Source organism: Cohnella endophytica (assembly GCF_003628305.1).
In the GTDB taxonomy this organism is placed as follows: Bacteria; Bacillota; Bacilli; order Paenibacillales; family Paenibacillaceae; genus Cohnella; species Cohnella endophytica.
The window spans coordinates 40,247-52,283 of record NZ_RBZM01000014.1; the positions used below are offsets into that span (position 1 = coordinate 40,247).

14 protein-coding genes are annotated in these 12,037 nt (G+C 53.7%); 5 read left to right on the forward strand and 9 right to left on the reverse strand.

Annotated elements, in window-relative coordinates:
- Positions 1-110: 110 nt before the first annotated feature.
- The gene (locus D7Z26_RS25100) at positions 111-995 is read left to right on the forward strand and encodes an AraC family transcriptional regulator (protein WP_120979782.1); all 885 of its coding nucleotides are present in this window, start codon (positions 111-113) and stop codon (positions 993-995) included.
- On the opposite strand, the gene D7Z26_RS25105 is transcribed toward D7Z26_RS25100, so the two are convergent.
- From D7Z26_RS25105 to D7Z26_RS25115, 3 genes are all read right to left on the reverse strand, one after another.
- The gene (locus D7Z26_RS25105) at positions 992-2,002 is read right to left on the reverse strand and encodes an asparaginase (protein WP_120979783.1); all 1,011 of its coding nucleotides are present in this window, start codon (positions 2,000-2,002) and stop codon (positions 992-994) included. The two genes, D7Z26_RS25100 and D7Z26_RS25105, sit on opposite strands and share 4 nt — an antisense overlap.
- 111 nt (positions 2,003-2,113) lie before the next feature.
- Positions 2,114-3,115, reverse strand: coding sequence for a glycosyltransferase family 2 protein (locus D7Z26_RS25110; RefSeq protein ID WP_199731780.1), 1,002 nt, complete (start codon positions 3,113-3,115; stop codon positions 2,114-2,116).
- A 15-nt stretch (positions 3,116-3,130) separates the two neighbouring features.
- On the reverse strand, positions 3,131-4,924 hold the full coding sequence (locus D7Z26_RS25115; RefSeq protein ID WP_120979784.1) for a phospholipid carrier-dependent glycosyltransferase: 1,794 nt from the start codon (positions 4,922-4,924) through the stop codon (positions 3,131-3,133).
- Positions 4,925-5,073: 149 nt separating this feature from the next.
- On the opposite strand from D7Z26_RS25115, the gene D7Z26_RS25120 reads away from it, so the two are divergent.
- Positions 5,074-5,382: a YtxH domain-containing protein gene (locus tag D7Z26_RS25120; protein ID WP_120979785.1), complete on the forward strand. Its 309-nt coding sequence runs from the start codon at positions 5,074-5,076 to the stop codon at positions 5,380-5,382.
- A 74-nt stretch (positions 5,383-5,456) separates the two neighbouring features.
- Entirely contained in the window at positions 5,457-5,963 is a 507-nt protein-coding gene (locus tag D7Z26_RS25125; RefSeq protein WP_120979786.1) for a hypothetical protein, read from the forward strand.
- Positions 5,964-7,079: 1,116 nt separating this feature from the next.
- Here D7Z26_RS25125 and D7Z26_RS25135 read toward each other — a convergent pair.
- From D7Z26_RS25135 to D7Z26_RS25150, 4 genes are all read right to left on the reverse strand, one after another.
- The gene (locus D7Z26_RS25135) at positions 7,080-7,415 is read right to left on the reverse strand and encodes a hypothetical protein (RefSeq protein ID WP_120979788.1); all 336 of its coding nucleotides are present in this window, start codon (positions 7,413-7,415) and stop codon (positions 7,080-7,082) included.
- A 91-nt stretch (positions 7,416-7,506) separates the two neighbouring features.
- Positions 7,507-8,277 (reverse strand): sigma-70 family RNA polymerase sigma factor, encoded by a 771-nt coding sequence (locus D7Z26_RS25140; protein ID WP_120979789.1) that lies wholly within the window; start codon positions 8,275-8,277, stop codon positions 7,507-7,509.
- A complete protein-coding gene (rsbW, locus tag D7Z26_RS25145) occupies positions 8,274-8,714 on the reverse strand; it encodes an anti-sigma B factor RsbW (RefSeq protein ID WP_120979790.1) in 441 nt (146 codons plus the stop codon). Before rsbW ends, D7Z26_RS25140 begins: the two co-directional genes overlap by 4 nt.
- A 31-nt stretch (positions 8,715-8,745) precedes the next feature.
- Entirely contained in the window at positions 8,746-9,066 is a 321-nt protein-coding gene (locus D7Z26_RS25150) for an STAS domain-containing protein (RefSeq protein WP_120979791.1), read from the reverse strand.
- 231 nt (positions 9,067-9,297) lie between these two features.
- Here D7Z26_RS25150 and D7Z26_RS27615 point away from each other — a divergent pair, with 231 nt between their 5' ends.
- Together D7Z26_RS27615 and D7Z26_RS25155 are read left to right on the forward strand one after the other, a co-directional pair.
- The gene (locus D7Z26_RS27615; RefSeq protein WP_199731781.1) at positions 9,298-9,456 is read left to right on the forward strand and encodes a hypothetical protein; all 159 of its coding nucleotides are present in this window, start codon (positions 9,298-9,300) and stop codon (positions 9,454-9,456) included.
- Positions 9,457-9,580: 124 nt separating this feature from the next.
- Positions 9,581-10,819: an NAD(P)/FAD-dependent oxidoreductase gene (locus D7Z26_RS25155; RefSeq protein ID WP_120979792.1), complete on the forward strand. Its 1,239-nt coding sequence runs from the start codon at positions 9,581-9,583 to the stop codon at positions 10,817-10,819.
- A gap of 69 nt (positions 10,820-10,888) precedes the next feature.
- On the opposite strand, the gene D7Z26_RS25160 is transcribed toward D7Z26_RS25155, so the two are convergent.
- Together D7Z26_RS25160 and D7Z26_RS25165 are read right to left on the reverse strand one after the other, a co-directional pair.
- Positions 10,889-11,374, reverse strand: a complete 486-nt coding sequence (locus D7Z26_RS25160) for a general stress protein (RefSeq protein ID WP_158602439.1) — start codon at positions 11,372-11,374, stop codon at positions 10,889-10,891.
- 82 nt (positions 11,375-11,456) lie between these two features.
- Positions 11,457-12,035 carry an ATP-binding protein gene (locus tag D7Z26_RS25165; RefSeq protein ID WP_147423902.1) on the reverse strand — a complete coding sequence of 193 codons (579 nt, stop codon included), beginning with the start codon at positions 12,033-12,035 and terminating at the stop codon, positions 11,457-11,459.
- Between the last annotated feature and the right edge of the window lie 2 nt (positions 12,036-12,037).

Sequence of the window (12,037 nt, forward strand, 5' to 3'; positions counted from 1 at the left end):
ATGGCGGGATATGCTTTACATATGGAGAAATGTGACTTTCCGAGACCAAAACAAACCCCTTTCATGGTATGATAGTCCTATTCAATCCAAGCAGACGAAGGTGGTTTCGCATGAGCACAATCCCCACATACCGCGTCGCGTCTAACCCCGTTAGATTTCTTGCCCGGGAGCTCACCGTGCTGTTCGCCGGAGAAAGCCAAACAAACCCGTTGCATCGCATTGGGCCTAAAGTCGTCGATTATTACTTGCTTCATCATGTGCTATCGGGCAAAGGAGTGTTTCGCGCGGGGGATTTCGAAGCCGAGCTGACGGCCGGGGACAGCTTCCTGATCCACCCCGGACAGCTCTTTCATTATGTCTCGGACGAGGCAGAGCCTTGGAGATACCGATGGGTTGCATTCGCGGGCACGCAGGCGGAAGCTCTCGTCGCGGAAGCCGGGATAGGCCCTTCCAGGCCAGTCGTCCGGTCAGGAGCCAGTCGCACGCCCGGAGATCGCTGCCGCTCCGTCTACGAAGCATTCCGCGAGCGCGGAAGCTCCGCGTCGCTCGCGGCGACCGGGCACCTTCATTTGCTGTTCGCGGGACTGCAAGAAGCCGTCGCCGAGGGAACGACAGACGCACTACGCCCTGATTCGCACAGCGAAGAACTCGTGCGCCAAGTGGCCGGATATTTATCAACGCAATACGCGGAGCCGATCTCGATCGAAGGCATGGCGGAGTCGTTAGGTTACAATCGCGCGTATTTGTCCAGACTCTTCAAGCAGCGCACGGGGGTCTCGCCCGTCACTTTCCTTACCAGGCAACGCGTCGACCACGGTCGGCGTTTATTGCGCGAGCGACCGGAATTGACCGTGGAGCAGATCGCCTCCTCCGTTGGTTTTCAGGACGCGTTATATTTCTCCAAGCAATTCCGCCGCTGGTACGGGCAGGCGCCGACGGATTATCGAGCATCCGTCGGCACTGCTCCGATCCGAAAGCCGCACCTATCCCCCTAAGTCAAGTCGAACGTCGCTTCCCAACTGCCGGCAAGCTCCTTCGCATCGTTCCGGAATTCGGAAGGGAATACGGACTCCAGCTTGCTTCGAGTGTCCTCCGAGATGCCGCCTAGTTGCGAGAGGATGGTTTTGACGATATGCGGCCAGGCGATCTCGGTGCCGTCCGAAACGGCAAGCGCCACGCCAAGCCGCTCCTTTCGCAATCCGAACGCGAACACGCCGTGGGCGCCGCTCTTCGCGATGACGTTCGGATCTTCCAGCAAGATGCTGGCCAGACGGTAACGACCTTCGACAAGCTCCGGATAGGCATGCATGGCGGCGGTTATGCGAATAGCCCCGGCGATCGATGCCCCATCCTTCGCGAGCTCCGGGCTGGCCAGCCTTCCGTAAGCGAGCGCCAGTCGGCCAAGCGGCATGGCCGCTACCGGAAATCCGCAACCGTCTTTGCCGATCGTTACTTGTTCTCTTTCCGCACCCGTCCAAAGCTTCAAACGACGAACGATCTCTTGTTGCGCGGGGTGATCGGGATGGATATAGCCTTCAAGCGGCCAGCCCTTGAGCTTGCTCCAAGCGAGAACGCCGAGATGTTTGCCCGCGCACGTATGAAATAACTTGCGCGGTTTCCCTCCCGCGGCCGCATATTCATCCCTGGCTTGACGGCCGACCGGCATAGTCGGCTGTATAGCGAGCAAATCCTCGTCCAACCCCGTTAAGCTCAGGAATTTCTCCAACGTAGCGATCTGTTCTTTGCTTCCCCGGTGGGATGCCGCCATCAGCGCCAAATTTCTTTCTTCGTAGCCATAAGCTTCCGCCGCTCCGTCCAACAAAGAAGCGATCGCTTGAATCGGTTTGGCGGTCGAACGGACGTAAGTTGCCGAACGGACATCTCCCCATTCATGCAGCGTTTGGCCGTCCACGGCCGAAACAATGCTAATCCGTCCCCGGTGAACGTTCTCCGTCAAGCCTCCGCGTTTCATTATAATCAAAGGTTTGTCCTGTATCGTCATCGTATTCTCATCTCGATTCTCTATGATCGTTATACTATCCTAACACAAACAAAAGACCGACCCAACATCGGTCAGTCTTCTGCGCGAATGTTCGCATTGGAAACGTGCTGCCTAACGATATGCCCTTTCGCCGACTTTGACGATATCCCGCTCCCTGGAAGGCTCGTCCTCGATCGAAGCGAAATTGATCGCTTCCGATACGAGATACAGCGGGCGTCCTTTCGACTCTTCGTATGTTCGGCCGATATACTCGCCGAGGACGCCGAGCAACGACAAGGTGATCCCATGGAACAGCAAGCTGATCGCGACCAACGAGGTCCACCCCTGCTGCGTCGAGTGGGTGAAGAAGTGCTGATAAAGCACGACGAACAAATAGACGAAACCGATCGCGGACAAGACGAAACCGAGTACGCTCGCGATCTTCAGCGGCTTCGTGGAGAACGACGTCATCGCGTCCAGCGATAGCTTGATCATTTTGCGAAGCGGATACTTAGTCTCTCCCGCGAATCGCTCGTCGCGCACGTAATCGACGGAGGTTTGCTTGAAGCCGGCCCAACTGACCATCCCGCGAATGAAACGGCTACGCTCTCTCATCGAAGTGAGCGCGTCGCATACTTTGCGGTCCATAAGCCGGAAATCTCCCGTATCGACGGGAATGTTAACCGAAGTCATAGAACGGAGGAGCCGATAGAACATCGCGGCCGTCAATTTCTTGAACGCGGATTCGCCTTTCCGTTCGATTCGCTTCCCGTATACGACGTCGTAGCCTTCGCGCCAACGAGCAACCATATCGGCAATAAGCTCCGGCGGGTCTTGAAGGTCCGCGTCGATCAACACGACGGTCCGCCCGCTCGAGTGGTCCATTCCCGCGGTTACGGCGATCTGGTGACCGAAGTTGCGGGAAAACTCCACTAATTTCACGCTTGAGTCCGTCGCGCATAGATTTCTCACGATGTCCGCCGTCCGATCGCGGCTGCCGTCATTCACGAACACGATCTCGTAAGTTTCTCCCAAGCTGTCCAATACCGTCTTCAAACGCCGGTACGTTACTTCGATGACTTCTTCCTCGTTGTACATCGGAACGACAACGGAAAGGAAACATCCTTTCGCCACAAGAAAATCCCCTTTCTAAAAACCCCAACTTGGCAGCCACTTCATGGCAAGATCCATCCATTGGCGGCTAATGGTCATTCCCGTATAAAGCGGATAGAACCAGACGAACACTCCCGCAACTACGATCATGAAAGTATACGTAATCCGACGACCGTAATAGCTGCATTCCTCGAACCAGCGAAGCATCCAGACGATCGATAAGATAAGCAACGGCACCATCGGAAAATAATGATATAGGAACGTGATGCTTCGCGGCGCGACCATCCACGGAACGTAGAAGGACAGATACGCCACTCCGAGCGTAAACACGATTCGATCCCGCCTGCGGGCTCCCAACAACCAGGACGCGAGCAATGCGGCGAGTCCCCCCCACCAAATAATCGGGTTCCCGATCGCGGCGATGCTCTGCGCATCCCCTTTATGAAGGTCCTTGCCTCCGTAATACCACACCGGCCGTATCATCAAAGGCCAAGTATACCACTTCGAGGCATACGGATGCGCTTCTTTGACCCCTTTGTGATAGTGGTACATGTTTTTCTGATATTGCCACAGATCCTTATAGCTGTCGTCTGCCTTCGTCGCTTTTAAGTAAGGCACGTAAGATACCGTATAGACCGCCACCGGAACGGCCACGAACAGGATGACGCTGGCCATAAAGGTTAGAATTAACCGTTTGGCTGTCTTGCGATCCCCCGCGAGACGGCCTTCTCGCCAGCGGCGCATCAAAGCGACGAAGAATAAGATCGCCAGTCCCGCGCCTCCGTACATATAATTCCACTTGACCGCGGAAGCCGCTCCGAAGAAAAATCCGCTTAACGCGAGATAACCCAATCCGCGGCGAAAGCCTCCATTGCGCCACATCGTCTCGCCGTAGCGGTACATCGCGTAAAACATAATGATCGTAAAAGTAACCCCGATAATGTCCACGTTCGCCATACGGGAATGAACCAGATGAAACCCTTCCAGAACGAGAAGCGCCGTTGCGAGAAACGCGTATCTCGTCCGGGCGAACATCCCTTTGGCGGCGGCATAGAAAACCGGCACCATCAACGTTCCGAATACGGCGGCCATGAACCGCCATCCGTAAGGCGTCATGTCGAACATTTTAACCCCGATGGCAAGCAGTACTTTGCCTAACGGCGGATGCGTATTCTCGTAAGGCTCGATCAGCTCGACGAACTCGTAAGCCGTGCGTCCGTGATAAATCTCGTCGAAGTACATCGAATTCCGATAATCGGGCCTGTAAGGGGCATATTCCTGCTCGTCGAATACCTCGTTTCCGCTGCCCTCGGAAGTCGACGCGTTATTATCGCCCAACCGGATGTCATCGACCGGAATAGGCACTTGTACATCTTTGGTGAAAAATGCGGCCTCGTACAGACGATAGCCCGTCCGCACGGTCGTGAACCGCATATATCTTGCTTCAACCGATTTCTCGTCCAATTTCCAGGTGAACACCCGGTTCGTCTTATGCTCGACCTCTAGATAGGTTTCCCAAGTTTGGCCGTCTTTCGACCATTCGATTATCGTATCGCCCGTGGCTCCTGGACCTTCGTAGAGATTGACCCGATCGACTTGTCTGGCTTGCCCGAAATCGACGGTAAAGTTATCCCCCGCCTTACCTGGCATCCAGAACGTCTGCGGAGCCGAGCGATTGCCCAGGTCGTGGAAGGACAAGAGGGCTGAAATTACGGTAAGCAATAAAACCAATACGAGATCGAGCGGTCTCCACCGCCGATCCTCCCGGTTCCGGACGGATATCGTTCCCCATTTTACCGGACCGGATGCGGGTGTTTCATTCAACTCCATGTCTGTCCTCTCTTTCGCCTCGTCGTCGCGTGTTTTCCTGTCCCTATTGTAGTCCAAAGCGCCACTCTCTGGAAAGAGCGCGTTTCAACTCGCGGTGAGGGGGTTAATGGTCACTAAGGTTGAAATGAACCCTAAGGAGGAAATAATTTATGGCAAACTCTAAAGGCACTTTAAAAGGCGCTTTGATCGGCGGCGTTGTCGGAGCTACCGCCGCCTTATTGCTCGCACCTAAGTCGGGACGAGAATTACGCGGCGACATTAAAGACCGCTACTCTTCCGCGCATGAACGTACGAAGCAATTGTTGACGGATGCAGGCCAGAAAACGCAAGAGATCGCCAAGCAAGTCGGTCATCAAGCTTCGAATATCGTCGATAAGACGCGTTCCGCGGTATCCGCGGCCAAAGACGAAGCCCAATCTTGGAAAGACGACAGAATCTCCGATACGAAGGCGAACTAAATGTCCATTCCTAGCCGACGCGGTGCCTCAAGCACCGCTTGTCGGCTATGTTGGCGAAGAAGGGAGAAATGAACATGAAACCGAAATCCTTCATGTTAATTGCCGGTTCCGCCTTGAAAATTAAGGAGTCCTTATCCCAAGCTGGCTTCGTTCGCGATTTCGTTCATCAATCCACTTACCGGATGGAGCTTGATACCCCGTCGGGGGTGTATGTATTCCAATTGCCTTACGAAGAGCAGGACGGTACGATTGCCTTATACGGCGAAACGGCATTCTTCGAAGGCATTAGCGACACGGATGTTCCCGAGACGATTCAAGCCGCCGCCCTCGAACGCTGGCACGCGCTTCGGCTTCGCGTCGCCAGTCTTTCCGGAAAGCAAACTTATTCTCCTGACCGAGGGGACCGAAGGCCTTCGGGACCTGTCGAGAGCCGTCCGGTCGAGACGGCCAGGAACGGCTCGATGGTACAGGATTTCGCCGATATGAAGCGACTTGCTCAGGACATGCAGCGCATGAAAACCGAGCAGCAGCTGTCTGAGGAAGGGCTCGTGGATGATCCGATTCAGCATCGGCTAACTTGAAATATACGGGCGGCGGGCGGAACGGGAGGAAACTTCCGTTCCGCTTTTTTGGCGTGCCGGCTTGGTGATATTCTCTCCCGTTCGCCCGTTTAGGCCTCCGTGAGCGAGTTTCATTACGGTCTAGGCTGCTATCGGAGGTTCGTTATTTCAGCATTCCGGACTTATAGACGTTCAAAAGCGGAATTATGTTCCGCTGCTTCACCCAATGCGCTTCAATGCGTTCAATAGCGGACGTGCGTTCCGCTAATGCTCATACTCTGACTCTCAAACACACATTAACGGATCTATATTCCGCTACTTCCACCAAATGAACTTCAATGCGCTCAATAGCGGAAATGCGTTCCGCTATCGCTCATACTCTGACTCATAAAGACACATTAACGGAACTAGGTTCCGCTACTTCCACCAAATAAGCTTCAATGAACCCGATAGCGGATGTGCGTTCCGCTATTGCTCATACTCTGACTCTCAAACACACATTAACGGATCTATATTCCGCTACTTCCACCAAATGAGCTTCAGTGCACCCAATAACGGAACGCGTTCCGCTATTGCTCATAAGTGGGAACATTATTATGGTTAGCGGCCTGGTAGGACATTACTTCGACGAATTATGCGACTGCGAGACAGTTAGGGGTCCGGCAGGACATTACTTCGACGAATCATGCGACTGCGAGACAGTTAGGGGTCCGGCAGAACCTTACTTCGAAGAGTCAAGGGACTGCGAGACAATTAGTGGTCTAGCAGAACCTTACTGCGGCGAATCGAGTGACTACGAGACAATTAGTGCTCTGGCAGAACCTTACTTCGGCGAATCGAGTGACCACGAGGCAATTAGTGCTCTGGCAGAACCTTATTTCGGCGAATCGAGTAACCACGAGACAGTTAGGGGTCTGGCAGAACCTTATTTCGGCGAATCGAGTGAGCACGAGACAGTTAGTGGTCTGACAGAACCTTACTTCGGCGGATCGAGTGACCACGAGGCAATTAGTGCTCTGGCAGAACTTTACTTCGGCGAAGCAAGCGGCCGCAAACATGAAAGTCATGTCGCCGCGGCAAAGAAAAGCCGATGCCTGTAGAGCGGCACCGGCTTCCTGGGATTGTCATTCTAGTTAATCAAGCTTCTTTGACCGCAGCTTTTCTTTCCAACAGTTCTCTCATCGCTTCCAACGTGAGCTCCATCTCCAGCAACTCCGGAACGGATAAGTTTTCCATTCCTTCCTTGCGGAAGTTATCGCTCTCCAGATGGTAACCGTATTCCTTGATGAGCGTATAGAGCTTGCAGAATTGTTCGGCCGCGTCTACCGCCCGGCCTAACGAGACGAATTCGGCAAGCTTGTTTCCGAAGCTCAAGGGATTGACTTTGGATCCGATCGTTACATGGAACGCGTTTTCTTTTTCCAATACGTAAATATCGCTTTCCGAGCATGGGATCTGATATTTAACCGTCATCATATCCAACTCCTTTGCGGAATCATTACTCTTCCGTAAGAGTTATTAAACGCCCAAAGGAGAAATGAAACGGCGGCCAGATTGCGTGAAATTAATCTTCTTCCGCTTTCTCGATCAAGTGTTTGAGCTTGTCGATGGCGCGCTTCTGAATCCTGGAAATGCTCATCTGGGAAACGCCTAACTGCTCGGCGATCGATCGTTGGGACAAGCCGCTCTCGAATACGAGCATAAGGACTTGCCGTTCTTCCGGCTTCAGTTGCTCCATTGCTTCCTGAAGGTCCAGCTTCCGCTCCAACGTCGCGAAGTCGTCCGAGGAAGCCCCGATAAGCTCGCCGAGAACGGCCGTATTGTCATCGTCCGAGATCGGGGTATCCAAGGATACGTAGTGGTACAAGTCCCGTCCGGCGAGAATTTCCAATGTCTCCTCGGCGTCCAGACCGAGAAACTCCGCGATCTCATCCACGTTCGGAGACCGCTCCAGCTTGCTCATAAGCTCGTCGATGGCATGCTGGACGACAAGGCCTTTCTCCTTGATTCTTCGCGGCACTTGGATATACCACGATTTGTCCCTTAAGTAATTTTTCATATGGCCGATCATGCTTTTCATGGCGTAAGGCTCGAATGGCATCCCCAGCTCGGGGTCGAATTGCTTAAGCAACCGGAAGAGAGACATCTGTCCGACTTGAAACAGGTCGTCGTACAAATCCGGGCGATTACGAGACATTTTGTTGGCGGCCATCTTCACCATCGGCTCGTAATTGCGAATTAGGCGATCGGCCAGATCGTTGCAGAGCGTCTTCTGGTATTCCAGAAGCATCGCAATCGCGTCGTCGGGCTGACGCGCGGATTGGGTTAGGCTCATGCCGTCTCTTCGGATTTCATCCGTTTCTTCGTTAATAAGACCGAGGTGCCGCCTTCATGGCGCACTTCCACCCGGTCCATCAGCGCCTGCATGAGATATAGACCCAATCCGCCCGACTGGATTTCGTCAATGGATTTGCCGTGCAACGAAGGGGATGCTTTATTCTCCTCGATCGTGAAGCTGCGTCCAAAATCGCGCACCGTTATCGACAGCTCGTCGTCGTTAACCGCGAATTCGATTTCGATCTTGCCTTCTTCGCCGCCGTAAGCGTGCAATACCGCGTTATTGCAGGCTTCCGATATCGCAACCTTCATATCCTCGATTTCCTCGAAGGTAAACTTCATTTTACTCGCGACGCCGTACAGGGTAAGACGGACTAGGTCGACGTATTCCGGCAACGCGGGAACGGTTAGCTTTACGCTTCTTTCTTTTGTCATGGGATTGTTCCTCATTCCTCTCCTTGTTCGATTATTCCGCTTTAGCCAGAAACGGGGTAATTCCCGTCATGTCGAAAAGCTTGCGTATGTGGGAAGGCACATGCTCGACGTCAAAGGGCGCTTTCCGCGCATGCCGCGCCTTTAAGACGGAAATCAATATTCCGATGCCCGTGCTATCGATATATTTGAGGTCCTGCAAGTTAATCGTGAGTCTCCGGTCCGCAAGCTCGATTAATGGCTCCATGGCCGCGCGCATCTGCGTGGCGACCTCCAAGTCGAATTCGCCGCCGACGTATACGATCGTCTGACCTTCCCGATTCTCCGTGCGGAGCGTAAATTTATTCGTCACCATCGTTATCTCCCCTCATCTCGACAATACAGTGATTTGCCGTTATAAGAACCCTTAACCTAACAACGGCATTCTAATCTTGTTATAACCCGATTTCCCCCGTAATGAAACAAAAGCTTCCGAAACCGGTCCGAAGTTTCATCTTCATGGACTAGTGGTAATCGTTGGTGTCGAGCTCCCGGATTCATAACGGGACCGTACATTATAGCGGAGAACGCGGAGAGGAGCTTTGCCATGACGGAACGTAACGTCGATATCGAAGAACGCCACGTAGAGCATAAATCCGATTCCAGCCTCGTCTTATCTACGTTAATCAAGTACGCCGCATACCTCATCATTTTTTTCGGAATCCTATATTTCATCGTCCGGTATGTGTTCCCTTGGTTAAGGTAACCCGAACCGGCTTCGTTGTCCATGTGGACGCGGAGTCCAGCTTTGAAGAAAGACGCTAAACGGAAAGCTTCCAGTAACGCTCCTGGGAGCTTTCTTATTCGCAGATAGGGAGGAACGGCGACCGATGAGCTTGCATTTTGGACATTTGTTCTGGCCTACCACGCACCCGCGACCGAGACGCTACCCTGCGCTCGACTCGGCCAAAAGAACCCGCGCGGTCATCATCGGAGGCGGAATGTCCGGCATTACTTGCGGTTACGCGCTCGCCGGCAGCGGAATCGATGCCGTATTAATCGAGCAAGGATATATCGCTGCAGGCAGTACGTCATCCAACACCGGACTTCTGCAGTATTCGAACGATACGATGCTCAGCGAATTCGCGGAGACGATTGGAGAAGAAAAGGCCGTGACCTTCTACAAGGCTTGCGGACATGCTTCCGAACGATTGCACGTCATTGCCGAAAGATTGCCCCGCGACGTGCAGTTCAAAAAACGCAGCAGCTTATATTACGCCTCCACGCCCAAGGACGTCCCCGCCCTTCGCAAAGAATACGAGATTCTGAATAAGCATGGCTTCGGCGCGGAATGGTGGGACGAAGATAAAATCATTTCCAGCTTCCCCTTCCGGAAATCCGCGGCCATCGTCACGAACGGAGACGCGGAGGTTAACCCGTTTCTGTTCGTCCATTCGCTCGCGGACGAGGCATACGCCCGCGGGCTCTCTATACACGAAAATACGTTAATGCTCTCCGTTGAACCTGCGCAATCGGGATACGTAGTAAGAACGACCGGTGGCGACATCCACGCCGAGCATGTCATCTATGCCGTAGGATATGCCCCAGAGCAAGCCGGCGGTCGTTGGGTCAAAGCCAAGCTGAATCGCTCGTACGCTATCGTTACGGATTCGATCCCTAGCTTAGCCGACTGGCATGAACGTTTCATGCTCTGGGAAACCGCGAGGCCCTATCTATACGCAAGAACGACAACGGACGATCGGATCGTCGTAGGCGGACTGGACGAGAACGTCCGTCAGCCGATATTGACGGAACGGGATTTACTGGCGCACTCTTTAAGGCTTCTCTCCGAGCTGAAGCTGCTGTTTCCGAATTACGAGCCCCGGATCCGCTACGAATGGTGCGCCACCTTCGGGGAATCCGAGGACGGCTTGCCATGGATCGGAGAGGATCCGGATCGGCCCGGGCAGCACTACCTACTCGGTTACGGCGGGAACGGTACGATCTATAGCATGCTGGGAGCTGAGATCATTCGCGACCGTCTGCTAGGCATCGACAACCCGATCGCCTCGATCGTTCGTCCCGACCGCCATGTCGTCATCCCGGGTTCCGGCGCAAGTTCATCATAGATAAGCCCCTTGAAAAAAAGAGCAGCCAAACCCGGGCAAGGTTCGGTAGCTCTTCGATTTCCTTATGGTTTAAGTTACGACTTCTCCCGCTCCCGCATGATCAAGCAAGGATTCCGCGCGAATGTCCGACTCCGTGTCCGCTACTAGCACGTAACGTCCCTTCTCGATCGCCCGAGCGCAACGTTCGGCCGCATTGCGGGGAATGCCCATATCGCGAAGAACATCGGAGCTGTCGGGTCCGTCGTACACGGAATCGCCGTTCACGACGACGCCTACCAGCCCCCCCGATCCGAGAGGCGATGTGCCGACCGGGTAGCCGACCACCGACGGCGTAACAATGACCGATCGATCTCCGTCCGCTTCGCGACTCCGGGCTTGCTGGATTTCGTACAGCTCCTCCATACGGATATCGTCTTGAGACGACAATTGGGGAGCACCTTCCCGATTGTTCACGATAACCCGGATATCTTCTTCCTCGGCGCCCGCTTCCCGCAACAACCGGATCGCGTCTAGCACGTTCTCTTCTTTGTCGAAAATGCCGATCTTCATTGCCATATCACGACCTCCTTTCGCAGATAGCCCGAATAGGCTTACTCCAATGGTATACCCCGATGGAGACGCTTTGAACCTAGCGGAACTACGATAATACGATCGCCGGTTGATCTTGCGGTACTTCGAACGGTTGGACCTCGATAAGCGCCACGAAATTCGCTCCTGCTCCATCGTTGTCGGCTAGACGGATATATCCTCCCAATGCTTTCGCAATCGCTTGCGCGATAGCTAACCCCATCCCTAACCCGTCATAATTGCGACTATACGAAGTATCCAATTGGGAGAAGGGCAGGAACAACAGCTCTTTCTTAAGCTCATGAATGCCGATTCCCGTATCCTTTACCGAAGTTTCCAATAAGATAGCGCCGTTCGAAGACGCTTGCTCTCCGACCGTCTTTACGAAAATGTCGACTTGGCCGTTCGACGTGAACTTGATCGCGTTGTCGATCAATCTAACGAGCATCTTCCCGTACAAATGAGGATCGCCCAAGACGTAATTCGGAACCCCGTTGTCGATGTGACAGGAAAATGCCAGCTTCTTCTCCGCCGCTATTTTTTTGTAGCCGGACATTGCGTAAGCGATCGTCTCCTTTACCGAGAAAGGCTGTTCATCCGTCTCTTGCTTGCCCGATTCCAACCGGGTGAATTCCAGGATATCGTTCATGA